The 25176-nt window shown below is 63.7% G+C and carries 20 protein-coding genes; 11 read left to right on the forward strand and 9 right to left on the reverse strand.

All coding sequences use genetic code 11. The features are described 5' to 3' along the window. Positions 1-6: 6 nt before the first annotated feature. The 6 genes from JMA46_RS09890 to JMA46_RS09915 all read left to right on the forward strand — a co-directional run bounded on the left by JMA46_RS09890 (position 7) and on the right by JMA46_RS09915 (position 7587). Complete coding sequence (locus JMA46_RS09890) at positions 7-744, forward strand: SDR family oxidoreductase (RefSeq protein ID WP_207345165.1); 738 nt, start codon at positions 7-9, stop codon at positions 742-744. A gap of 68 nt (positions 745-812) precedes the next feature. Continuing rightward, on the forward strand, positions 813-1859 hold the full coding sequence (locus JMA46_RS09895) for a low specificity L-threonine aldolase (protein WP_348770113.1): 1047 nt from the start codon (positions 813-815) through the stop codon (positions 1857-1859). Between the two features lie 71 nt (positions 1860-1930). Further along, a complete protein-coding gene (locus JMA46_RS09900; protein WP_207345188.1) occupies positions 1931-2497 on the forward strand; it encodes a DUF3000 domain-containing protein in 567 nt (188 codons plus the stop codon). Positions 2498-2557: 60 nt separating this feature from the next. Then, positions 2558-3994 (forward strand): ribonuclease D, encoded by a 1437-nt coding sequence (locus JMA46_RS09905; RefSeq protein WP_247647215.1) that lies wholly within the window; start codon positions 2558-2560, stop codon positions 3992-3994. A 147-nt stretch (positions 3995-4141) separates the two neighbouring features. Further along, a complete protein-coding gene (locus tag JMA46_RS09910; protein ID WP_207345167.1) occupies positions 4142-5446 on the forward strand; it encodes an acetyl-CoA C-acyltransferase in 1305 nt (434 codons plus the stop codon). Then, positions 5443-7587, forward strand: coding sequence for a 3-hydroxyacyl-CoA dehydrogenase NAD-binding domain-containing protein (locus JMA46_RS09915; RefSeq protein ID WP_207345168.1), 2145 nt, complete (start codon positions 5443-5445; stop codon positions 7585-7587). Before JMA46_RS09910 ends, JMA46_RS09915 begins: the two co-directional genes overlap by 4 nt. Positions 7588-7688: 101 nt before the next feature. On the opposite strand, the gene JMA46_RS09920 is transcribed toward JMA46_RS09915, so the two are convergent. Beyond that, the gene (locus JMA46_RS09920; RefSeq protein ID WP_207345169.1) at positions 7689-7994 is read right to left on the reverse strand and encodes a hypothetical protein; all 306 of its coding nucleotides are present in this window, start codon (positions 7992-7994) and stop codon (positions 7689-7691) included. Between the two features lie 110 nt (positions 7995-8104). Here JMA46_RS09920 and JMA46_RS09925 point away from each other — a divergent pair, with 110 nt between their 5' ends. After that, complete coding sequence (locus JMA46_RS09925) at positions 8105-8557, forward strand: Rieske (2Fe-2S) protein (protein WP_207345170.1); 453 nt, start codon at positions 8105-8107, stop codon at positions 8555-8557. 334 nt (positions 8558-8891) lie between these two features. On the opposite strand, the gene JMA46_RS09935 is transcribed toward JMA46_RS09925, so the two are convergent. The 8 genes from JMA46_RS09935 to JMA46_RS09970 all read right to left on the reverse strand — a co-directional run bounded on the left by JMA46_RS09935 (position 8892) and on the right by JMA46_RS09970 (position 22260). Then, entirely contained in the window at positions 8892-9881 is a 990-nt protein-coding gene (locus tag JMA46_RS09935; RefSeq protein ID WP_207345171.1) for an aldo/keto reductase, read from the reverse strand. 139 nt (positions 9882-10020) lie between these two features. Next, positions 10021-10725 carry a hypothetical protein gene (locus JMA46_RS09940; RefSeq protein WP_207345172.1) on the reverse strand — a complete coding sequence of 235 codons (705 nt, stop codon included), beginning with the start codon at positions 10723-10725 and terminating at the stop codon, positions 10021-10023. Then, entirely contained in the window at positions 10722-11315 is a 594-nt protein-coding gene (locus JMA46_RS09945) for a DUF402 domain-containing protein (protein ID WP_348770111.1), read from the reverse strand. Before JMA46_RS09945 ends, JMA46_RS09940 begins: the two co-directional genes overlap by 4 nt. After that, the gene (gene dxs / locus JMA46_RS09950) at positions 11312-13303 is read right to left on the reverse strand and encodes a 1-deoxy-D-xylulose-5-phosphate synthase (protein WP_207345173.1); all 1992 of its coding nucleotides are present in this window, start codon (positions 13301-13303) and stop codon (positions 11312-11314) included. Before dxs ends, JMA46_RS09945 begins: the two co-directional genes overlap by 4 nt. A gap of 107 nt (positions 13304-13410) precedes the next feature. Further along, positions 13411-16239 (reverse strand): aconitate hydratase, encoded by a 2829-nt coding sequence (locus JMA46_RS09955; RefSeq protein ID WP_207345174.1) that lies wholly within the window; start codon positions 16237-16239, stop codon positions 13411-13413. Positions 16240-16307: 68 nt separating this feature from the next. Next, entirely contained in the window at positions 16308-18845 is a 2538-nt protein-coding gene (locus JMA46_RS09960; RefSeq protein ID WP_348770112.1) for an HAD-IC family P-type ATPase, read from the reverse strand. 8 nt (positions 18846-18853) lie between these two features. Beyond that, a complete protein-coding gene (locus JMA46_RS09965) occupies positions 18854-20284 on the reverse strand; it encodes a TRAM domain-containing protein (protein WP_207345175.1) in 1431 nt (476 codons plus the stop codon). A gap of 5 nt (positions 20285-20289) precedes the next feature. Beyond that, positions 20290-22260 (reverse strand): amino acid permease, encoded by a 1971-nt coding sequence (locus JMA46_RS09970; protein ID WP_207345176.1) that lies wholly within the window; start codon positions 22258-22260, stop codon positions 20290-20292. 277 nt (positions 22261-22537) lie between these two features. Between JMA46_RS09970 and JMA46_RS09975 the strand changes: the two genes are divergently transcribed. The 4 genes from JMA46_RS09975 to JMA46_RS09990 form a co-directional block, all read left to right on the forward strand. Beyond that, the gene (locus JMA46_RS09975) at positions 22538-23209 is read left to right on the forward strand and encodes an NAD-binding protein (protein WP_207345177.1); all 672 of its coding nucleotides are present in this window, start codon (positions 22538-22540) and stop codon (positions 23207-23209) included. Position 23210: 1 nt separating this feature from the next. Then, a complete protein-coding gene (locus JMA46_RS09980) occupies positions 23211-23876 on the forward strand; it encodes a TrkA family potassium uptake protein (RefSeq protein WP_207345178.1) in 666 nt (221 codons plus the stop codon). A gap of 111 nt (positions 23877-23987) precedes the next feature. Then, on the forward strand, positions 23988-24614 hold the full coding sequence (locus tag JMA46_RS09985) for a PepSY domain-containing protein (RefSeq protein ID WP_207345179.1): 627 nt from the start codon (positions 23988-23990) through the stop codon (positions 24612-24614). Between the two features lie 105 nt (positions 24615-24719). Next, on the forward strand, positions 24720-25176 hold a 457-nt coding region (locus tag JMA46_RS09990), incomplete at its 3' end, for a hypothetical protein (RefSeq protein WP_207345180.1).

A 25176-nucleotide genomic window follows, 5' to 3' on the forward strand; every position in this document is an offset into this window, starting at 1 on the left:
GGGAACATGACTGATTCTTCCTTGGCAGCTCCCCTGGTGCTGGTGGCCGGCGGCAGCAGTGCCGCCGGCATTGCCGTGGCCCGCGAGCTGCTTTCTACTGGCATGCGTGTGCTCACCGTAGGGTCCGACGCCGGACGCATCACGGCGGCGGCGCAGTCCACCGGCGGTGCCGTCCCCCTGGTGTGCGACTTGGCGGACCGCGAGGCGGTTGGGGAGCTCGCCGCGAAGATCCGCACAGACTTTGGGCCCCTTGACGGGCTCATCCATCTGGTGGGCGGCTGGCGCGGAGGTACTGGCATCACTGGGCAGAGCGACGCCGACTGGGATTTCCTGCACACCTTGGGGATGACCACGCTGCGCAACACGAGCCGGGAGTTCTACGACGATTTAGCAGCCTCGCCCGTGGGCCGGCTGGCGATCGTCTCCTCGGCCGCCGTCACGGCACCCACTGCGGACAACGCCAACTACGCCAGCGTGAAAGCCGCTGCCGAAAGCTGGGTCCAGTCCGTGGCCCAAGGGTTCGGGGGCCAGGCTGGGAGTTCCAGTGCCGCCGTCGTCCTCGTGGTGAAGGCACTGGTGGATCCGGCGATGCGCGAACGCTCTCCCGAACGCCGCTTCCCCGGCTTCACGGACGTGGCGGAGCTGGGACGTTCTGCGGCGGGCTTGTTTGCCCGGCCAGCCAGTGAACTCAACGGCGCTCGGCTCATACTTGACCAACTACCAAAGAAGCAAGGCGAACAGTGACCAACGGCAGCACCCCCACCACACAGGACACCGCACCCAACTCGGCACTCGACTCGGCGCAGCACTCGATCACGTTGCACGACCCCACACTGATCAGCTTTGCCTCGGACAACTATTCCGGCGTGCATCCGGAAGTCCTCGCAGCCCTGGCTGCGGCCAATGGCGGGCACCAGGTGGCATACGGCGGCGACGACTACACGGCCCACTTGCAGCAGGAGATGTGCCAGCTGTTCGGCAAGGACGTGGAGGTGTTTCCCGTCTTCAACGGCACGGGTGCGAACGTACTGGCCCTGCAGTCGCTACTGCCGCGCTGGGGGGCTGTGGTGTGTGCCGGGACCGCTCACATCAACATGGACGAAAATGGCGCGCCCGAGCGGGTGGGCGGCATGAAGCTGCTGCCGGTCGCCACGCCGAATGGGAAATTGACGCCGGAGCTCATTGACAAGGAGGCCTGGGGTTTCGGCGATGAACACCGCGCCCAGCCGCTGGCCGTCTCCATCACCCAGACCACCGAGTTGGGCACCTGCTACACACCGGAGGAAGTGCGCGCCATCTGCGATCACGCGCATTCGCTCGGCATGAAAGTGCACATGGACGGCGCGCGGCTGGCCAATGCCGCCGCGTTCCTGGGTGTTCCGGTGCGGGAGTTCACCTCCGACGCCGGTGTGGACGTGTTGTCCTTTGGCGGCACGAAGAACGGGGTCATCTTTGGTGAGGCGGTGGTGGCGCTGAATCCGGCCGCCACGGATGGCTTGATCTTCCTGCGCAAGATGAACATGCAGCTGTCCTCGAAGATGCGTTTCATCTCCGCCCAGCTGCTGGCCTTACTGTCGGACGGGCTGTGGCTGCGCTCGGCCGGGCACGCGAATGCGATGGCCGCCACGCTGCGCGCCGCCGTGGAGTCCCTGCCCGGTGTCCATTGCACGCAGCCCACCGAATCCAACGGTGTTTTTGCCGTGCTGCCCGAGGGCGTCGCGGAGCGGTTGCGCACGAAGTTTCGCTTCTACGACTGGGATGAGGCAGCACGCGAGGTGCGTTGGATGTGCTCTTTCGACACGCAGGAGTCGGACATTTCCGCGTTTGTGGCAGCCTTGCAGGCCGAGCTGGCGGCTTAGGCCCGTCAGCGGGTGCGGCGCGCCTGCCACGCTTTGTCCCGGCGGAGTCATAGCCTGCCAGTGTGACTGTCATGCAGCAGCTTCCCGCTGAATTCCAACTGGCCTTGGCCTCGCTGCGTGCTGCCAGTGTCCGCAGCGAGATCATGCTGGCGGAAGTTCCGGCCCCAGCCAGGCTTGCCCCCTATGGTGTGGCGTTGGGTGCGGAAATCATGGTTGACGGCGAAGAAGTGGCCACTGGACGCTTCATTCTGCTCCACGATCCGCATGGGTCCCCACTCTGGGACGGCACGTTCCGCATCGTAACCTACGTCCGTGCACAGCTGGAAGCTGACATGGGCAACGACTCCCTACTGGGCAACGTCGCCTGGGCGTGGCTCGTTGAGGCGCTGGAGGAACAGCGCGCCGGCTATACGAGCGCCGGCGGAACGGCCACCCGGGTCCTATCGGAAAGTTACGGCACGCTCGCCGCCCGCCCCGACGCCATCGACATTGAGCTGCGCGCCTCCTGGACTCCCACGGACACCTCGGTCCGCCCACACTTGGAGGCGTGGGCCAACATTGTGTGCACTTTTGCCGGGTTACCACCCGTGCCAGACGGCGTGACCTTGCTTCCGCATCGGCGCACCAGGGGCCATTGAGGCTTTTGCCTACTTCCATTCACGACGGCGCTGCTGGCTGTTCGGTAGACTAGGGGCATCATGACCAATGCAGAAACAAGCTCACACAGCCGCGTCAGGGACAAAATGTCCACCCAGTACAGCGGCCACAGCCCGGCCTCCAGCACCGCGAACAGTGCCGCACCAGGCAATTCAGCCGGCAGTTCAGCGGGCACCACCACCGATGTGGCCTCCACCCCGCTGACGTCCGTGGTCATTGACGGCCAGCACGTGGAACTGGGAGATCTGCCCGAAATCGTCGAGCTGAACATGCCCCAGGACGGGATCCCCGCCGTCGTGGAAACCGAGCCTGCCCTCAAACGGTGTGCGGCCGCTCTTGCAGAGGGCAGCGGCCCGGCAGCTGTGGACACTGAGCGGGCATCCGGCTTCCGCTACGGCCAGCGCGCCATGCTGGTGCAAATCCGCCGCGAAGGTGCCGGCACGTGGCTCATCGACCCCGAAGCGTTTTCCGACCTGAAGATCATTGATGATGCCCTGCGCGGAGTCGAATGGATTTTGCACGCAGCCAGCCAGGACCTGCCCTGCCTAGCCGGCGTCGGCATGTGGCCCGACAAGCTTTTTGACACGGAACTTGCTGCCCGCTTGGCCGGCCTGCCGCGTGTTGGTTTGGGCGCCGTCGTGGAGTCCCTGCTGGGCTACCACTTGGCCAAGGAGCATTCCGCGGCCGACTGGTCCACCCGCCCTCTGCCCGAGCCGTGGCTGCGCTACGCCGCCCTGGATGTTGAAGTCCTGGTGGATCTGGAAGAAGAACTCGTGGCCCTGCTGCACAACGATGGAAAGCTTGACTACGCAGCGCAGGAGTTCCAGCATCTTGTCGATTCAGGGGTACCGGCGCCGCGCGTTGACCCCTGGCGGCGCACCTCCGGCTCACACACCATCCGCAACCGCACCCAGTTGGCGGCCGTGCGGGAACTGTGGCAGACCCGCGAAAAGCTGGCTGAACACCGAGACATCGCCCCGGGCCGGCTCATCCCGGACTCCGCGATCGTGGCCGCAGCCAAGGGCATGCCATCCACTGTTCCGGCTCTGCTGGCGCTCTCCGGTTTCCATGGCCGCTCCGCCAAGCGCGACGCCCCCAAGTGGCTGCACGCCATACAAACGGCCAAGAACGTCACCGAACCGCCGCCGCTGCAGGTTGCCAGCAATGCCCCGCCGCCGCCACGCGTCTGGGCCGAGCGGGACGTCGAAGCTGCCGCCCGCTATGCCACCGCGCGTGCGCGTTTGGGCGAGCTGGCCGAGGAACTCAATATCCCCGGGGAAAACATCCTCACGCCGGACTTCCTGCGCCGCGTGTGCTGGCGGCCGCCGTCGGACATCACCAAGGAAACGGTGTCCGCCCAGCTGGCCGAACTGGGCGCACGCTCGTGGCAGATCGAAATCACCGCTCCCATGCTGACCGAGGCACTGGCACATCCTGATCCGCTGCCGCCGAAGGAGCCCAAGGAGCCCAAGGGATAGCAGCACAGCCGTGCGATGAGGGAAGATGCAAGGAAGCACTCTGCTTTTGACCTCTAAGTTACTCATGAGTAACATGAGGTGTGACACAGTCGTCCGCCGAGCCCTTGGGCGCAACGACACCGGTTGTTTGCACTTGAGGAGCGTAACGTGAGTCAGAATCGCCAAGTTAGGGACGTCGTCTTCGTGGACGGCGTCCGCACACCGTTTGGACGGGCCGGGGAAAAAGGCATCTATGCCGACACCCGCGCCGACGACCTTGTGGTCAAATGCATCCGTGAGCTCATGCGCCGCAACCCGCAGCTTCCGGCCGAACGCATTGATGAGGTGGCCATCGCCGCCACCACCCAGACCGGTGACCAGGGCTTGACCATTGGACGCACCGCAGCACTTCTGGCGGGACTCCCCCAGTCGGTCCCCGGCTTCGCGATCGACCGGATGTGTGCCGGCGCCATGACTGCCGTGACCACCACGGCGTCGGGCATCGGCTTTGGCGCGTACGACGTCGTCATCGCTGGCGGTGTGGAGCACATGGGTCACCATCCCATGGGATCAGGTGCCGATCCCAACCCGCGCTTCATGTCCGAACGTATTGTGGACCCGGCCGCCCTCAATATGGGCAACACGGCCGAGAATCTGCACGACCGCTTTCCGGCCATCACGAAGGACCGCACCGACGCGTACGCCGTCGCGAGCCAGGCCAAACTGGCCGCTGCCTACCAGAACGGGCAGATCCAGCCCGATCTGGTCCCCATCGCCACACTGAAGCCTGGCCACGGATGGACCGTGAACACGGTGGATGAGCCGCCGCGTCCCGGCACTTCGCTGGACGACCTGACCGCACTGCGCACCCCTTTCCGCGCCCACGGGCGGGTCACAGCGGGCAATGCTGCCGGCTTGAACGACGGCGCAACTGTGGCACTTTTGGCTTCAGCCGACGCTGCCGCCGAGCTGGGACTGCCCGTCAAGATGCGCCTCGTCAGCTACGCGTTCGCCGGTGTGGCACCCGAAGTCATGGGTATCGGTCCGGTTCCGGCCACTGAAAAGGCGCTCAAGAACGCTGGGTTGAGCATTGCGGACATTGGCCTGTTCGAGATCAACGAGGCCTTTGCCGTTCAGGTGCTGAGTTTTCTTGACCACTTCAACATGGCCGACGATGACCCCCGCGTCAACCGCTACGGCGGCGCCATCGCCGTGGGCCACCCGCTGGCCTCCTCGGGCGTCCGGCTCATGAACCAGCTGGCCCGCCAGTTCGCCGAAGACCCTTCCGTGCAATACGGCATGACGACCATGTGCGTCGGGCTCGGCATGGGCGGCACCGTCATCTGGGAGAACCCGCACTTCATCCCCAGCGGCTCCCCCGCCTCGCAAGCTCGGCCGGGGACCCCTGCCGCCGTGGCCCCTGACTCGGCCGCCGCCTCGAACACCGCAACCACGGAAGGGGACGCATCATGAGCGCCCAGGACTTCAACAAGCTTGCCGTACTTTTCCCTGACGAAGTGGTGACGCACTCCTACGTCCAGGACATTATCCTGCCCGGCGTCGACGGCGCCCCGAGCGCGGGCACCTTTGCCCTCGCCACGCTCGACAACGGCCTTGACCACCGCCGGCCCACCACCTTGGGTCCCAACTCCCTCGTGGAGTTTGGCACGGTGTTGGAAGCCCAACGTGGGCGCGCAGCCAAGGGTGAGATCGTCGGCGTCGGCGTCACCGGAAAGCCGTTCTTCCTGGCGGCTGGGGCGGACCTTTCCGCTGTCAAGGGGCTCAAGGACAAGGAGGCCGGGCTGTGGATGGCACAGCTGGGCCATGACGTGTACTCCACGCTGAACAACCTTGGCGTGCCCAGCTTTGTGTTCATCAACGGGGTGGCGCTGGGCGGTGGGCTGGAAATTGCGCTCAATGCCAACTACCGTACCGTCTCCACCGGCGCCGGCGCGCTGGCCCTGCCCGAGGCGTTCCTGGGCTTGGTGCCCGGCTGGGGCGGCGTGTACCTGCTCCCCCGCCTGATCGGCCCGGCCAACGCCGTGCAGGTCATGATTGAGAACCCGCTCTCCAACAACCGCACGCTCAGCGGTGCCGCCGCCTACAAGCTCGGGATTGCCGACGCCCTGTTTGAGCCCGCCGACTTCCTTGAGCAGTCGCTGAACTGGGCCGCCCGTGTCCTAGCCGGGGCAGAGACTCCCGCACGGCCCAACGCCGTGGCCGAACCGCTCAGCGAGGAAAACAGCGCTGCCTGGGATGCAGCCGTCGTGCGTGCCAAGGAGTTTGTCGAAGCCAAGACCTCCAATGCGGCGCCTGCCCCGGCGCGCGTCATTGAGCTGTTGGAGAAGGGCAAGCAGTTCAGCAAGGCGGAGTCCTTTGCCGCGGAGGACCAGGCGCTGGCGGAGCTCATGCAAACCCCGCAGTTCCGCGACACCGTCTATGCGTTTCTGGATTTGGTGCAGAAGCGGGCCAAACGTCCAGCCGGGGCACCGGATCCCAAGCTGGCGCGGCCGGTGACTAAAGTCGGCGTGGTGGGTGCAGGGCTCATGGCCGGGCAGTTTGCGCTGCTGTTTGCGCGTCTGCTGAAGGTGCCGGTCGTGATGACGGACATCGACCAGGAGCGCGTGGACCGCGGCGTTGGCCACGTGCATGCCGAGGTGGACAAGATGTTGGGCAAGGGCCGGCTCAGCCAGGATGCGGCTAACCGGACCAAGGCGCTCGTAACTGGTTCCGTGTCCAAGCAGGCGTTTGCGGATGCCGACTTCGTCATCGAGGCAGTGTTTGAGGAACTCAACGTCAAGAAGGCCGTGTTTGCCGAGGTGGAGGCTATTGTCTCCCCCGAGTGCATCCTGGCCACGAACACGTCCTCGCTGTCCGTGACGGCCATGGCCGAGGACCTGATGCACCCCGAACGCGTGGTGGGCTTCCACTTCTTCAACCCCGTGGCACTCATGCCGCTGCTGGAGATTGTGCGGGCTCCGAAGACCGACGACGCCGTGCTGGCCACCGCATTCACCACGGCCAAGGCGCTGCGCAAGAGTGCGGTACTGGTAAAGGATGCGGCGGCATTTGTGGTGAACCGGGTGCTGCTGCGCCTCATGGCGGAGGTGTCCAAGGCCTTTGACGAGGGCACTGACGCGGCCGTCGCAGACAACGCGCTGCGCCCCCTGGGCCTGCCCATGACGCCGTTCAACCTGCTGGCCATGGTCGGCATCCCCGTAGCACAGCATGTGACGGAGTCTCTGCATGCTGCTTTTGGCGACCGCTTCCACGTCTCCGCGAACCAGCAGGCACTCATCGACGCCGGGCTGAAGGGATTGTGGGAAACTGCCGAGGACGGAACCCAGCACATTCCCGCAAGCACGCTGGCACTGCTGGACTTTGGCAACTCCCCGTCCACCAGTGCCGAACTGCTGCGCAAAACCCAGGATGCCCTGGCCGAGGAGATTGGCCTCATGCTGGACGAAGGTGTGGTGGCCGGGCCGCAAGACATCGACCTGTGCATGATCCTGGGCGCCGGCTGGCCCATGCACCTGGGCGGGATCACCCCCTACCTTGACCGCGTCGGGGCTTCCGAGCGGGTCAACGGGAAACTGTTCCACCCCGCCGCCTAGTATTTCCGGCACAGCATTCCCGTTCCAACGGCATTCCCAGCACGACGCCGGGCCCGCACCTTGACACAAAAGGTGCGGGCCCGGCGTCGTTCTTGGCACGCCTATTCGCGTGTGAGCGTGAGTGTAAGGCTGGGAATGAAGAAGGACAGGAGAAAGACCGGAAGGATGCTTTTTCCGCCGCACCGGAATCTTGCAACGTCACCGTCGGCGAGGATGAAAGTCTTGATGCGGCTGGATTTTCGGCCGTCCCGAACTTGAAGAGTGTGTTCGCCCGCAGCCAGGGGTATTTCTATACTTTTGTTCATTTCGACGGATCCGGCCGGATCTCCGTCGACGAAGACCTGATAGGGGTAACGACGTACCTCGACCCCAATGGTGTGGTGCCGCAGTCTCAGCGTTGCGCTCATGACGGTTCTCCTGCCTGTTCAATAGCCTGTCGCCTGCAACCCCACCTGCTGTGAAATGTACCACCGTTCCCGTTTCGCCATACCGCCGTCCGGGCTGGAAGAATGGGGGCATGACTGTTGAGCCTTCCCTGACCCGTCGATCGACCCTGCGTATCACTACGGCAGCCAGCGGAGCCGCCTGTGCACTGGCCCTCGCAGGCTGTGCACCCTCCGCGAACGATATCCGTGCCAAGGGCAAGGCACCGGCCGAAATCCCCGCCACTGGAACCCCGCACCAGGTGGGAAAAATTTCCGAACTTCCGGTGGGCAGCACTGCTGCCGCTACGGCCGGGGACGTCGAAGTGATGCTCTTTCGCCCCGATGAAACCACAGTGCTGGCCTATAGCGACATCTGCACGCACGCCGGCTGCAAGGTTGCCCCCAACGGCGCCGACTTCAAGTGCCCCTGCCATGGGAGCGTGTTCAAGGGCAGTGACGGAACCGTGCAATCCGGACCGGCCAAGTCCCCGCTGCCGCGCTACGCCGCCGCCATTGACGGCGAATGGATTACAGTCAGTGTCTGAGCCGGTCGCCGGACCGGCACGGCTCTTGCAGGGAGCTGTCTGGATCCGGCCACTTTCCACGCACGACGCCGGACCTCTCGCCACTGCCTATGCCCGCAACCGTGCGTATCTGCAACCGTGGGAGCCTGTGCGTCCTAGGCAGGATTTCGCTCACTGACATGGTGCATGGGGCATTTCTGAACGGACATGTGGGCTACTGGGTGGATGAAGAATTCCAGCGGCGCGGCCGAGCAATACCTGAAGATCAATGCGAGCTGGCAGGACCACGTATTGTTTCAACGCATCTTGACCCCTGCAGCCGCATAGGCACCCGCCTAAAACTTGCTAATAGCTGCTAAAACAAAGCGACCCGCGGCTGCTTCGGGAAGATTTCATCCAGGACGGCGAGGTCTTCCGTTGTTGGATTCCATGAGGCGGCGACGGCGTTTTCACGCACTTGTTCCGGCTTCGTGGCGCCGGCGATGACGCTGGCAACCGACGGCTGGGCCGCGAGCCATGAGAAGGCCACCTGCACTTCGCTCAAGCCTCGTTCTGCGGCAAATTCTCCAAATGACTTCAGCTGGTCGAGATCTGCACCCTCTACCATGTACTGCCGTGTGTGGCTGAGTCGGCTGCCCGCCGGAGCCTTCCCGGAACTGTATTTGCCTGTGAGCAGCCCGTTGGCGAGCGGGTAGTAGGGCATGACACCCAGGCCGAAAGCCTCAGCCGCCGGGGTCACTTCAAGTTCTGCGCGCCGATCCATCAGGTTGTAGTGGTTTTGGCTCGCAGTGAACCGCGTGCCACCGGACAGGCGAGCGGTGAACTCCGCTTCGGCAATTTGCCAGCCAGCCATGTTCGAGTGGCCCAGGTACAGAACTTTTCCCTGCTTGACCAGGTCGTCGAGCGCATCGAGTGTCTCGCTGATAGGCGTCAGCGGATCTGGGGAATGGTAGTAGTACAGGTCGATATAGTCGGTGTTCAGTCTGCGCAGCGACGCCTCGACCGACTGCATGATGTACTTGCGCGATCCGCGCCTGCCCCAGTCAACTCCGTTAGCGCCGGAGGCGTCGAGGCCAAACTTCGTGGCCACGACCGCGTTCTTGCGCTCTCTGCCCAGCGCCTTTCCCAACATGATTTCGCCCTGGCCCGCATACGCGCCGTACATATCAGCCATGTCGAAGAGCGTGATGCCCGCATTCAGTGCCGCATGCACCACGGCATCGCTGCCCTCCTGGGTTTCGGTAACAGATCCAGTGCGGCCCAGATTGTTGCACCCGAGCCCCACTGTTGAAACAGTCAGGCCCGAAAGGCCCACCTGGCGGTATTCAATGCTGTGCTCAGTCATGCTTCCACCATAGCGAATCCGTCGGGCGTACACACGGCCTCCCCAAATTCGCCGGGTCAACACTGGTCGCGGGGGCTGTTGTGGTGATCGGACGCTGCTAGAGCAGCGTCCGATCACCACAACAGCCCCCGGATCGCATTTACAAGCTGAAAGCGGTGCCGCCTGTCGCGCTGTGCTTGGCGCGGAGGGCAGATGGGTCGTTGATGGGGCCGGTGGCAACTGTCAGCTTGGTGAAGTCGAGCTTCTCCTCGCGGATGCAGACCTTGATGTTTGCCACCGCGCGCGGGGCATCCGGTGCCACGATGTACACGTTCAACTTGCCCAGGCCGTGCCCGGCGGACGTGAATTCGAACTTCTCCAAGACTCCGCTGCCACGCCAAGCCAGGTGCGGGGTGAGCGTGTCCTTCACGCGCTGGGCCAGGTGCTTGTCCCGGTCGCTGACACGGTCGCTCTTCAGCGCGAACTGGGCCACCACCAGCGTCTGCTCATCACGGGTGAGAACGGCATAGCCATCCTCAACACACTGTTCGGCGAAGGCGGCCAGCATCCCTTCAGCCTCCTCAAGCGTCTTCACGGGAGCGTCCTTCGACGTGCTGATGTGCCCCACCGTGCCATGGTTGAGCACGAAGAAAACCTCCGGCGCTTCTGCGGCAACCGCGGCGGACGCGTTACCCTCAACCCCGCTGCCGTCATCTTCGGCTTCGTCCGTCTCCCCGGCTCCCCCGGCGTCAACCCACGCTTCGCGGAAGACGAGTACGCCGTCGTCGTTCTTCTTGTACATGCGCACAATGTTGGGGTCAAGGCCGTCAAGGACGGTCTGGTTGATGGTTTCGGAGCTGCTCATGGCAGGGTCCTTCCTAGGGTAAACCAGGCCGCTTCGCGACCGTCGAATGGTGGGAGACCTGCTTTTACGGCCTCGGTGAGCGCTTCGCAGGCGGCCTCCATGCGGGCAACCAGCGGCTCGGGGTAGGACATCTGCAGGCTGTGCTCGGCGAATTCGTCGCGGTCGTCCACGAACAAACCCGCACTTTTGGTGCGGACCACGTCAAGGTCCATGTCGATCATGTGGAACTCCATGACGCCGGGCCGGATGCGCCGCCACGCCAGCTCGATGGCCAAGTCAATGTAGAGTTCGACGCCGTTCGGGTGCGCTTCGTCGAAGAATGTCGCCACCCAGTCCCCCGAATACGGGATGAGAAAAATGGCATCCGATTCTGTGTAGGAGGCGGCGCCGGGCCGGGAAATGAATTCGTGCGTGCCCTGAAAAACCCAATGCCCATATTCATCCGAGCCCAGGTAGCGCCCGGGCACCACCCAGTGGGCGGTGCCGTCATACTTGCGGTTGCGGGCCACCACAAGGTCCCCGATCTCAGGGAGGTCCGCAGCGCTGGGGAGATCCATGCTGACCGGCAGCAGTTCAGGATGCGCGGTCACAGGATCGGCATCTGCCCTGTGCGGGGGGAAGCATGGCCAGGTAGCGGGCGGGCAAAGGGCACCTTGGTGCCAAGGACCTGCTCCACAGTGTCCTGCGCCACGCGCTGGGCGGTCAGGCCCACGCGTTCCATCACTTCGGCACGGGTACCGTGGCTCAGGAACTCCACGGGCAGGCCCACCTCGTTCAAAGCCGTGTCAATGCCGGCAGCACGCAGTTCCTGGCGAATCCTCGAGCCCACCCCGCCTGCCCGCACCCCGTCCTCCACAACAACCACAATGCGGTGCTGCGAGGCCAGTTGCACAACGGAGCGCGGCACGGGCATCACCCAGCGCGGATCCACGACGGTGGCTGTAATGCCCTGCGCCCCAATGCGCTTCGCCACGTCAAGGCACATTTCACTCATGGCGCCGACACTGACAATCAATACGTCCGTCTGCGGCTCACCTGCTTCCACCGGCATGTGGTGGCTCGGGCGTGCCAGGACGTCCACCCCGTCGTACATGCGCTCAATGGCCACCACTTCCGGCCCCACCTTGCCCTTGGAGTAGCGAACCACGCTGGGAGCGTTTTCAATGGCCACGGCCTCACGCAGTTCCTCGCGCAGCCGCACCTCGTCGCGCGGGGCGGCTAGGTGCAGACCGGGAACAATCTGCAGCATGGCCAAGTCCCACATGCCATGGTGGCTTGGGCCGTCGGGACCGGTGACGCCAGCCCGGTCCAGCACAATTGTGACCCCGGCCTTGTGGAGGGCAACGTCCATGAGTAGCTGGTCGAAACCGCGGTTTAGGAACGTGGCATACATGGCAACGACGGGGTGCAGACCGCCGAAGGCCATGCCCGCCGCCATGGTCAGGGCGTGCTGCTCCGCAATGCCGACATCCACCACGCGGTCCGGGAACTTCTTGGCGAACGCCGCTAGGCCCAGGGGCAGCAGCATGGCGCCGGTGACGGCCACAATGTCATCGCGTTCTTCAGCGATCTTCGTGATTTCCTCACCAAAGACGGAGGTCCAGGACTTGCCGCCGGAGGCTTCCACCGAGACACCCGTTTCGGGGTTGATGACGCCCACGGCATGGAACTGGTCGTTGACATCGGCCCGTGCCGGGGCATACCCGCGGCCCTTTTCGGTGAAGGCATGGACAATGACAGGACCGCCGTAGTTCTTGGCAGCCGTCAGCGCCGCTTCCATCGCCTTTTCGTCGTGGCCGTCCACCGGGCCCAGGTACTTCATGCCCAGATCGTCAAACAATCCTTGCGGAGCCCACCAGTCCTTCATGCCCGTCTTGGCAGCGTGCAGGCTCTTGTACACAAAGCGGCCTGCTGCGTTGCCGTCCTGCAGGCGCTTCTTGCCCCAGGTCATGGATGCTTCATAGCTCTTACGGGTCCGGACATGGTCAATGGCCGGACGCAGCGACGCCAGGTATTCCGCCACGCCGCCCACCGTGGGCGCGTAGGAACGTCCGTTGTCGTTGACAACGATGACCACGCGACGGTCCTTGTCGGCGGCAATGTTGTTGATCGCCTCCCACGTCATGCCGCCGGTCAACGCTCCGTCACCAACGACGGCGACGACGAACCGGTCACCTTCCCCTGTTAACTTCCTCGCGCGGGAGATTCCGTCGGCCCAGGACAGGGAGGAGGAGGCGTGGGAGCTTTCAACGATGTCGTGCTCGGATTCGCCGCGGTCGGGGTATCCGGAGAGCCCGCCTGTCTGGCGCAGGGTGGAAAAGTCCTGCCGGCCGGTCACCAGCTTGTGCACATAGGACTGGTGCCCCGTGTCAAACACGATGCTGTCCCGAGGGGAGTCAAACACCCTGTGGATGGCAAGGGTGAGCTCGACAACGCCCAGGTTGGGGCCCAGATGGCCACCCGTCTGGGACACGTTCGCAATGAGGAAGTCGCGGATTTCCTGGGCCAGCGACACCATTTGGGCATCACTGAGCCTGCTCAGGTCATGCGGATCCTTGATGGTTTCTAGTAGTCCCATTGCTTACCTCCAGGTGCACAGTCAACGTCTAAGGGTATCGCGGTCTTTAATGTGCCGGGGCGGGCACCCGGTTTCCCCGATGCCCGCCCGTTGCAGATCTACACTTTTTAGCTGGTTGCGGAGATCTGGCGCAGCACGTACTGCAGGATGCCGCCGTTGCGGTAGTAGTCGGCTTCACCGGGGGTGTCGATGCGCAAGACTGCATCGAAGCTGACCGTGGTGCCGTCTTCAGCAACTGCCGTGACTTTCAGGGTCTTGGGCGTCGTGCCGTTGTTCAGCTCGGTGACGCCTTCCACGGAGAATGTCTCGGTGCCGGTCAGACCCAAGGATTCTGCGTTTTGGCCGGCCGGGTACTGCAGCGGGAGAACGCCCATGCCGATGAGGTTGGAGCGGTGAATGCGCTCGTAGCTCTCCGCAACAACAGCCTTCACACCCAACAAAGCGGTGCCCTTGGCAGCCCAGTCACGCGATGATCCCGAGCCGTATTCCTTGCCAGCCAGCACAACCAGCGGAGTGCCGGCAGCCTGGTAGTTCTGGGAAGCGTCGTAGACGTATGCTTGCGGGGCGCCGGCCTGGGAGAAGTCGCGGGTGAAGCCACCTTCGACGTTGTCCAGGAGCTGGTTGCGGATGCGGATGTTCGCGAACGTGCCACGAATCATGACCTCATGGTTTCCACGGCGTGAACCGTAGGAGTTGAAGTCCTTGCGCTCCACACCGTTGGCCAACAGGTACTGGCCAGCCGGCGTGTCCGACTTGAACGAGCCTGCAGGGCTGATGTGGTCGGTGGTGACGGAATCGCCGAGCTTGAGCAGCACGCGTGCACCGGCAATGTCCTCCACCGGCTCAGCTTCAGCCTTCATGCCGTCAAAGTACGGGGGCTTGCGGACGTAGGTGGACTTGGGATCCCATTCGAAGGTGTTGCCCTCGGGGGTTTCCAATGCCTTCCAGCGGTCGTCGCCGTCGAAGATGGTGGCGTAGGAGTTCGTGAACATCTCGCGGTCGATCGAGGCGTCCATGACTTCCTGGACCTCGACCGGGTTCGGCCAGATGTCCTTCAGGAACACGTCGTTGCCGTTTTCGTCCTGGCCCAGCGCATCAGCTTCGAAGTCGAAGTCCATGGTGCCGGCCAGGGCGTAGGCGATGACCAGCGGCGGTGAAGCCAGGTAGTTCATCTTCACGTCCGGGTTGATGCGGCCTTCGAAGTTGCGGTTTCCGGAGAGAACAGCGGTGACGGAAAGGTCGTTTTCAGCGATGGCTGCAGAGATTTCGGTGTCCAGCGGGCCGGAGTTGCCGATGCAGGTGGCGCAGCCGTAGCCGACCGTGAAGAAGCCGAGCTTCTCCAGGTACGGCACGAGGCCTGACTTTTCGTAGTAGTCGGTGACAACCTTCGAGCCGGGGGCCACAGAGGTCTTGACCCAGGGCTTGGACGCCAAGCCCTTGTTGACGGCGTTGCGGGCCAGAACGGCCGCAGCGAGCATCACGGAGGGGTTGGACGTGTTGGTGCAGGAGGTGATCGAGGCGATCGAAACAGCACCGTGGTCCAGTTCGAAGTCAACGCCCGATTCGTTGGTGACGTGAATCGGGGAGGACGCGCGGCCATCGGCACCGGCAGCAGCGGACGCAACCTGACGGACAATGTCGTGCTGGTGCGTGTCAGGATGGGTGAACGAGGGCGAATCGGAGGCCGGGAAGGACTCTTCCAGTGACTCGTCCACCGTGTTGCCTTCGGCGAAGTCGCCTTCGGAAACGTAGTTCTTCAGATCCGTGCGGAACTGCTGCTTCGAGTTGGTCAGCTCAATGCGGTCCTGCGGACGCTTGGGCCCTGAGATGGAGGGAACCACCGTGGACAGGTCCAGCTCGAGGTACTCGGAGAACGTGATCTCCACCGACGGGTCGTGCCACAGGCCCTGCTCCTTGGCGTAGGCCTCAACGAGGGCCACCTGCTCGTCGCTGCGACCGGTCAGGCGCAGGTAGTCCAACGTGACGTCATCGATCGGGAACATGGCGGCCGTGGAGCCGAACTCCGGGCTCATGTTGCCGATGGTGGCGCGGTTGGCCAACGGCACAGCTGCAACGCCTTCACCGTAGAACTCAACGAACTTGCCCACCACGCCGTGCTTGCGCAACTGCTCGGTGATGGTCAGCACCACGTCAGTTGCGGTGGCGCCTGCCGGGATGGAGCCGGTCAGCTTGAAGCCGACGACGCGCGGGATCAGCATGGAGACGGGCTGGCCAAGCATGGCTGCCTCGGCCTCGATACCGCCAACGCCCCAACCGAGCACGCCCAGGCCATTGACCATGGTGGTGTGCGAGTCGGTGCCGACCAGGGTGTCCGGGTAGGCGCGCAGAACGCCGTCGACCTCGCGGGTCATGACGGTGCGGGCCAAGTACTCGATGTTGACCTGGTGTACGATTCCCATGCCCGGGGGGACAACCTTGAAGTCCTCAAAAGCGGTCTGGCCCCAGCGCAGGAACTGGTAGCGCTCACCGTTGCGCTGGTACTCGATCTCCATGTTGCGCTCGATCGCGCCGGAGTTGCCGAAGACGTCGATCTGCACGGAGTGGTCAATGACCATCTCTGCAGGGGCAAGGGGGTTCACGCGGGTGGGGTCGCCACCAAGTTCCTTGACGGCTTCACGCATGGTGGCCAAGTCAACGATGCAGGGGACTCCGGTGAAGTCCTGCATGATGACGCGTGCCGGGGTGAACTGAATTTCGGTGTTGGGCTCCGCACTGGGATCCCAAGCTGCCAACGCACGCACATGGTCGGCGGTAATATTTGCGCCGTCCTCGGTGCGAAGCAGGTTTTCCAGCAAAACCTTGAGGCTGAACGGAAGGCTCTTTGCGCCTTCAACCGAGTTCAGTCGGAAAATCTCGTATTCGGTCCCGGCTACATTAAGTACGCCCTTGGATCCAAAACTGTCCACATTAGTCATCGATGGACTCCTCTCGCCACTACTTTTATCTTTGTCACGCACGGGACAGGATGCCAGTTAGGCATGCCTTACTCGCGCTCGGACACCGCTCCGCGCCTCTTGAGAAAACGGTAGAGCAGCTCGATCGCCAGACATCCTGTTGCAGTAACCGCAATCGTAACCGCCAAAAGCCCGCCGCTTGGGATATCGAGGGCGAAGAAAGTCCGGGCGAACGGCACAGCCATCACCAAGGCCAGGCCCGCGACCATGGCAGCCACCAGCAAAGCCCGCCATCTGTCGAAGGGGCGTGCCAGCGCACCGAGCACCCACAGCGCCACCACCAGCACGGTCATGGTCACTGCGGTCTGGGCTTCGCGCACCACGTGCTCTGTGCCCAACGTGGTGTGCGGGAAGGCGTGGGCATAGGAGTAGACGGCCATGATGCATACCGCCACGATGGTCCCGGCGGGTATGGCAAACATGAGCGTACGCCGCAGGAATCCGGGCTGATAGCGCCTTGCATTGGGCAGCAGCGCCAGGAAGAAGGCAGGGATGCCGATGGTCATGGAGCTGACAATGGACAGCTGCCGCGGCAGGAACGGATAGCGCCACATCAACAGCGCAATCGTGATGGAAATGAGAATCGCGTACGTGGTTTTTGTCAGGAACAGATTCGCCACCCGCTCCACATTGGCGATGACGCGCCGCCCCTCAGCCACCACCGAGGGAAGGTGGGAAAACTTACCGTCCAGCAGCACCAGACGCGAGACGGCCTTCGTGGCTGCCGCACCGCTGCCCATGGCGATCCCCATGTCCGCATGCTTGAGCGCCAACGCGTCATTGACGCCGTCGCCCGTCATGGCAACCACGTGGCCCATGCTCTGCAAGGTGAGCACAATGGACTTCTTTTGTTCCGGTGTGACGCGGCCCAGGACGCTTTCGCGCTCCAACACCTCCGTCATGGCCTCGCGGTCTTCGGGCATGTCCCGCGCGTCGTAACCGTCTCCGGTGAAATCAAAACCGACTTCGCGGGCGACTATTGCGACGGTGCGTGGGTTGTCGCCGGAGATGATTTTCAGCTCAATACCCTGCTCACGGAAGTACTGCAGTGTCTCGGCGGCGTCGGAGCGGATTTTTTCATGGAACGTCAACAATGCCACGGCTTGGAGGTCACCCTCGCCGTTGACTGGCCTATGTGCCAGCACCACAGCCCGCAGGCCGCGCCCTGACGCTTCGGAAGACGCCTCGAGGGCCTCCTTATGGGATTCGTGCGTCAAGACCATTTCAGGGCCACCCAGCACCCATTCACCGGCCAGTGCGCCGTCACCAAAGGTGACAGAACTGTACTTGCGGGCGCTGCTGAAGGGGAGCTCCGCCGTCGGACGCTCAACGGGGACGTCGTCGTACTTGGCGGCAAGGGCGGATGTGGTGGCATTGGCGTTGGGGTGGGCACCCTGCCAGGCCAGGACCTGCTCCCAGCCGGGCACGGGCCCAAAGACGGTGCTGCCATCCCACTCCATGCTGCCTTCGGTGAGCGTGCCCGTCTTGTCAAGGCACACCATGTCCACCCGGGCCAGACCCTCCACGGCGGGAAGTTCCTGGACCAGGACCTTCCGCCTGGCCAGGGTCACGGCGGCCATACCGAAGGAAATGCTGGTCAACAGCACCAGGCCTTCTGGAATCATGGCCACAATGCTCGCCACGGCGCTGATCACAGCAATCCGCCACGCACCGGAATCAATGGCCGCAGCCCAGCCGCCGTGGGCGCTCATCTGACCGTTGATCACGAGCAGGATGATCGGGATCAACGCCCAGGCAATGTACAAAATGATCCGGTTGATGGAGTTGCGGATCTCCGAATTCACCAGCGAGAAGCGCCGCGCCTCAGCCGTCAGCGCCGAAGCGTAGGCCTCAGCCCCCACCCTGTGCACGCGCGCCGTGCCATATCCGTCCACCACTGCGGAGCCGGACAGCGCCATGTCCCCGGGGCCCTTGATGACGGGGTCCGACTCCCCCGTCAGCAGCGACTCGTCAATTTCCAGGGACTCCGCAGCCAGGATGATGGCGTCGGCCGGAATTTGGTCGCCGGTGCGCAGCAGCAGCACGTCATCTTGGACGACGTCGGCAACCGCCAGGTCCTGCTCCCGGCCCTCGCGCAGCACCCGGGCCAGCGGGGCATGCAGCACGGCGAGCTTGTCAAGGGTGCGTTTGGCCCGGTACTCCTGCACCACCCCGATGGCGGCGTTGGCAAGAACGATGAACCCAAACAGCGCGTCGCGCGGGTCCCCCGCCAGCAGCACCAGTACCAGGCAGCTGCCCAGCACCGTGTTGAACAGTGTGAAGACGTTGGCGCGCACAATTGCCCAGACGCTGCGGCTGCTTTCATGGGCAACGGCGTTTGTCAGTTCGGCAGCGCGCCGCTCATGGACCTGCGCCGCGCTGAGCCCGCTGCGTTCCAGCTCCGCCACATCGACCGGCGCCAGCTTGCCCCGCGCGTGCACCATGGCCAAACGGCGGTGTTCATCGCGCCGTTCGGCCAGGATGGTGCCCTTGGGTTTGTTCCGGGTCAGATCACGCCGGGGCTTGCGGGCCCTTGCGTCCGCGGGTTTCAAGTCCGTTTCGTTCAAGTCCGGTCCTAGTTGCTGGTGGTTGCTTTCACAGCCGGCACCAGCAGCGCCACTGTCTCCACGTGGTGCGTGTGCGGGTACAGGTCAAAGGCACGAAGCTTCTCCACCTGCCAGCCGACATTGGCAAAGTACTTCACGTCGCGGGCAAACGCGGCAGGGTCGCAGGAGACGTACGCGATGGCCTCCGGAGCGGTGGCCGCTAGGGCCTGAACCACGGCTTTCCCGGCACCGGCGCGGGGCGGATCAAGCACGACGGCGTCAAAACGACGCCGCTGCCCGGCTGCGGTTCGCGAGGCGCGGGACTGCGTGCCCAGGATCTTCTCCACCCGGCCCTGCACGATTTCGACCTGTTCGCTGGCGTGCAGGTTCTTGCGGGCGTCACGGCTGGTGCCCGCGGAGCCTTCCACAGAAAGGACGCTGCCGTCCGGGCCCACCGCGTCGGCCAGCGGTGCGGTGAACAGACCGGCGCCAGCGTACAAGTCGGCCACGTCGGCCCCGTCGTTCAGGTAGCCGCCCTGCAGCAGGAAGCCGAGGGCCACGTCGGTCAGGACAGCCGGCGCCTTGCGGTGGATCTGCCAGAAGCCGTCGCCGGAGACACGGAATTCGTGGTCGTCGGTGGTTTCCCTGACCCAGCCGCGGCCGTTGATCACTTCAATGGCACTGTTTTCCGGGTTCCAGCGGGCCACGGACGGCGGGGTTTCCAAGGCGGCCAAGGCGCGGGAAATGCGCTTGACGGCGGCCCCGGCAGCTTTTTCGGTGAGGTTGGCGGCGGGGGCCAGCAGCACCAGCACGCCGGAACCGTTGGCGGGCGCCGCCACTTCGACCCGTTCAATGCCGGTGAAGTCGATGTCCCACAAGCGCAGCTCGTTCACGGCGGGCACGGCCAGCGGCATCTCCTGCACGGGCAGCACGGCGTGGGAGCGGTGCGGGTGCATGCCCAGTTTCCCGGACGGCGTGACGGCAAAACCAACGCGGGTGCGCCAGCCGAGCCCGGCCTGCTGCTCGGCCGTGCCCTTCGTGTCGACGTCCTCGACGCCGGCGCTGAACAAAGTGTCGATCGTTGCGCTTTGCAGGCCGCCGAGGCGCTCAAGCTGCTCACGCACCACGGCCGTTTTCAGCTCAAGCTGGCCCTTGCGGGAGATGTGGCCGAATTCGGCACCGCCGACGGGGGCGCCGTGGCGCACCGCAGCCCTCAGCGCATCTGCCTCGGGCCAAAAGTGGGTGACGCGTTCCGGGGAGCCCTCAATCACCTGGGTGACGTCCGCGCGCCAGAACTTGGCGTCGTCGTCGTGCTCGGTCAGGGAAATTTCCACGGTTTCCCCGGGGATGCCGTGGCGCACGAAGATCACGCGGCCCTCATGCCGGGCAACGCAATGGCCGCCATGGGCCACCGGCCCCACGGTGACGGTGAGGCGGGGGATGTTGGTGGGCTCGCTCATATGCTCTATTCCTGATATTTCTTCGCGTCAGTGGAGGACTTCAACTGCCAAGGCACGCTGGCCACCACGACGCCGGGTTCAAAATGCAGCCGCGTCTTGATGCGCAGGGCGGTCTGGTTGTGCACCAGCTGCTCCCACCATTTGCCCACCACGTATTCCGGGATGTACACCACGATCAGGTCACGCGGGGAGTCCTGTCGCATGGCCTTGATGTGGTTGATCAGCGGCGTCAGCGTTTCCCGGTAGGGGCTCGCCAACACAGTCAACGGTACCGGGATGTCCAGCCTCTCCCAATCCTTGATGGTTTGTTCGGTCTCCACCGGATCAAGATCGACGATGATCGCTTCCAGCGTGGAAGGCCGCGATGCCCGGGCGAAGGCGACGGCGCGGACTACGGGCTTGCGCACGTGTGAGACTAAAATCACCGCGTGGATGCGGGCAGGAAGCGCCTTCAGCGGCGAATCCGTCTCGACGGCCAGTTCCTTGGCGACGTTGTCGTAGTGCGAGCGGATGCCCCACATGACGGCGTACAAAATGGCCATGGCGAGCAACGCGATCCAGGCGCCTTGCTCGAATTTCGTCACGAGGACAATCAGCAGCACCGTCAGCGTCATGCAGAAGCCCAGCGTGTTGATGACCCGAGAGCGCATCATGCGGTACCGCACCGGCTTGTCCTTGACCTTGAGCAGTTCCCGGGTCCAGTGCCGCACCATGCCCAGCTGGCTCGCCGTGAAGGAGATGAACACGCCCACAATGTAGAGCTGGATCAGGCGGGTGACGTCCGCGTTGAACGCGATGATGAGCACCAGGGCGCCCACGGCCAGCAGGATCACGCCGTTGCTGAACGCGAGCCTGTCACCGCGGGTACGCAGCTGGCGGGGCAGGAAGCCGTCCTTGGCCAGGATGGAGGCCAGCACGGGGAAGCCGTTGAACGCGGTATTGGAGGCAAACACCAAGATGATGCCGGTGGCGGCCACGATCAGGAAGAACGGGAAGGAGCCGGCTCCGAAAATGGTGGAGGCGATTTGGCTGATGGACGGGTTTTGCACGTAATCCGCCGGCGGGGCCACGCCATTGACCAGGAATTCGGTGTGCGGATCGGCCACAATGTGCACGCCGGTGGCATTGGCCAGGAACAGGATGCTGGCCATCATGCCAGCGGCAATGGCGCCGAGCAGCAGCAGGGTGGTGGCAGCGTTTTTGCTCTTGGGCTTGCGGAAGTTCGGCACTCCGTTGCTGATGGCTTCCACACCGGTCAGTGCGGCGGCGCCTGAGGAGAATGCGCGCAGCAGCAGGAAAGCCCCGGCCAGGCCCACCAAACCCTGATTGAACGCGGCTTCGGGAATGATCTCAAAATCGGCCGACGGAGCCCGGCCAAGAGTCCCGGTGGCGGCTTGGAACAGGCCGGCGGCCGTCATGGAGAAGATGCAGAACATGAAGATGTAGGTGGGTACGGCAAACACGTTGCCTGCGTCCCTGATGCCGCGCAGGTTCACTAGGGCCAGGATAATGACACCGACGACGGCGATCACGGCTTGGGTGCCGTGCCAGCCGGGAATGGCTGTGGCCAGGTAGTTTGCGGCCGAGGACATGGACACTGCCACTGTCAGGACGTAGTCCACCATGAGGGCCGAGGCCACTGTGAGCCCGGCACGCTTGCCCAGGTTGACGGAGGCAATCTCATAATCGCCACCACCGGACGGGTAGGCGTGCACGTTCTGGCGGTAGGAAGCCACCACTGTCAGCAGGACCACCATGACGGCCAGTCCCACCCAGGGGGACAGCGCAACCGCCGCGGCACCGGCCAAGGCCAGGGTAAGCAGAATTTCATCAGGGGCGTAGGCCACCGAGGACAGCGCATCGGAGGCAAACACCGGCAGCGCGATGCGTTTGGGCAGCAGCGTGTGGGACAACTTGTCGCTTCGGTACGGGCGCCCCACCAGTATCCGCTTGAACGCGTTGAAGAAATTCAGCACGCGGGTAACGCTAGCACCAGAACGGCAGGTAGGGACCCCCCAGTGTCTTTGAGCTAACTGCGTGACACACTTGTCCTACTGCCCGCGTCACTGCTTTCACCCCGCATCTGCCTACTTTTGGCCGGTTCTGTGAAGCCAGCGGCACAGCTCCCATGGTTTCAACTTGACCACCGGTGCCCCGGGGACGTGAAATTAGACCCGCACTGCATGTCAAAACATGCGGCACCAGCAGCGGTACCCGGCTTTCATGCCGGGGCTGCCATGACAAGGAGCATCAGTGGCACACTTTGTGATCATGGGTTGCGGTCGCGTGGGCGCAACACTGGCCCACACCTTGGAGGATTCTGGCCACTCGGTGGCCATCATCGACCAAGACGAGCGGGCGTTCAGGCGCCTGCGCACGGGTTTTGGCGGGCGCAAGATCACCGGTGTGGGATTTGACCGGGAGACGCTCAAGCAGGCTGACATTGAAACCGCGTACGCCTTCGCCGCCGTCTCCAGCGGTGACAACTCCAATATTCTGGCCACGCGCGTGGCACGGGAGACGTTCCACGTTGAACACGTGGTTGCCAGGATTTACGATCCCGGTCGAGCCGAGATCTACCAGCGCCTGGGCATCCCCACGGTTGCTGCCGTACGCTGGAGCGCCGATCAGGTCCTTCGCCGCATACTTCCTGAAACAGCCATCAAGGGTGACTTCCGCGAGCCTTCCGGGCGCCTATTGCTGACAGAGCTCACGCTGCACCCGGAGTGGATTGGCCGCCACGTTCTGGACATTGAAAAGGCAGGCGCGTTGCGCGTGGCCTACCTGACGCGTTTCGGGGAGGGCATGCTGCCGGGTCCGGACACGAGCTACCAACAGGGGGACACCGTGCATGCCATGATTGTCAGCAGCCAGTCCAGCGAGGTGGCCAACATCCTCTCGGCCGCACCACTGAAGGAGCTTTAGCATGCTGGTAGTCATAGTTGGTGCAGGCAGCGTGGGCTGTTCCATTGCCAAGGAACTGCTCTCCAACGGCCACGAAACACTGCTGATTGATCCCAAGCCGGAGGTCATTGCCAAGAGTGGGCTGCGCGGTGCGCGCTGGCTGGTGGGCGACGCCTGTGAGATCAGTACGCTGCGTGAGGCGAAACTGGAGGAGGCCGACGTCGTCGTTTCCGCAACAGGGGATGACAAGGTCAACCTGGTCGTCTCGCTGCTGGCCAAATCTGAATTTGGTGTGGGGCGTACTGTGGGCCGGGTCAACAACCCCAAGAACGACTGGATGTTTGACGATTCCTGGGGCGTTGATGTGGCGGTCAACACCCCGCAGCTCATGACGGCGCTCGTGGAAGAAGCCGTAGAAATTGGCGACCTTGTCCGATTGCTGACGCTGCAGACAGGGGTGGCTTCCCTCGTTGAGTTCACCGTGCCTGGAGATTCGCACGTGATCGGATTGACGGTGGGTGCCATCGAGTGGCCGCTCGATTCCACGCTGGTGGCCATCCTGCGCGATGAAGCCCCCATCACCCCGAGTTCCGACGACGTCGTGGAGGCCGGTGACGAGCTGTTCTTTGTCACCACCATCACAGCTGAAAACGAATTGCGCGCACTGCTGTCCAGCCGCAGCGAGTAGGTCTGGAAATTGTGCGGTTGCAACCGCCGTTGCAACCGCACATGGGTATCCGTACGATCGGGAAGACAATGCGGCAAGCCGCCACCGCCCAATCGACATACGAGGTGTCCCATGTCCCGCAGCACCCTGACCTTCCTGGCAGTCGCAGCACTAGCCCTCACCGGCTGTTCACAGACTGCTGACCCAACAGCTCCAGTAACGACGGCGGCAGGTACGACGGCGGCGGCCTCGCCAACCAGCGCGGCTGCCACGCCAAGTTCCGAGCCCTCACCGACGACGAACGCTACGGCGAACCCTGGGACGTCGCAACGCGCGCTCATTCAAGCTGGCCGCACGGCCCAGAATGCCGTTCCAGGCAGCACAGTCACGTCCCTTGACCTGGAGCAAAACGGTAAGGCTTGGGAGGTGGAACTGACCACGTCGGATGGCACCGAACACGAAGTGCATGTCTCCGCAGATGGCAGCAAAATCCTCTCCGGGCCCTCCGTGGAGCACGGCGACGCCGACGACATGGCCAAGCATGTGCGACGCGTGAAGGCAGCCACCGTAGATTTCGAAGCTGCGGCTGGCAAGGTGCTCTCGCACGTTCCCAATGGCACCATCCTCGAACTTGAGCTAGATGAGGAAACCGGAGTTGTTGTGTGGGAAGCCGAGGTGAACGACTCAACGGGGGCAAAGTTCGACGTCCTCATTGATGCGGGCAGCGGCAGGCTCATTTTCAAGAAGCCCAACAACTAACACAGCGGACGCGTGGTTGAATCTAGCGGTTGAGTCTGCCGAAATTATCGAATATAAGTACATATAGTTATTGCGGTTGTATAACGTTGGGGGTAGAATGGGGGTATGAGTAATCGGGAGGAGTTCCCCGGAGACCGGGGCTTTGCAGCCACAGCAGATGTGGCTGGTTTCCTTGCCGCGATGACGCTTCCTTCCATTGAACCCTTTGGCCCTGACACTGCGGCCCTGGCTGATTTACCCGCCTACATCCCGTTCCCGCCACCTCGCCCTGAGCCTGCGTCCAGGGTGGGGGTGGCTCGTGCCGTGTACGACGCCTCCATGACCGCGCTGGCGGTACTGAAACGACTCGAGGACGCCACAGCGGCGTGTAAAGCGGCCTTGGTGGCCCGCGTCATCGCAGCCGCCCACGTGGAAGCGGACGCGACCAGTCTGGATCCGTGGCAGGCAGGGATCGCCGACAGTAGCGCTTGCACCGACATCGCGCTGACGCTGTGTATTCCTGAACGCACCGCGGCCGCTTTGGCCCACCACAGCACTGCCTTGCTCACCACCCATCACCACA

The organism is Arthrobacter sp. E3, from assembly GCF_017353415.1.
In the GTDB taxonomy this organism is placed as follows: domain Bacteria; phylum Actinomycetota; class Actinomycetes; order Actinomycetales; family Micrococcaceae; genus Specibacter.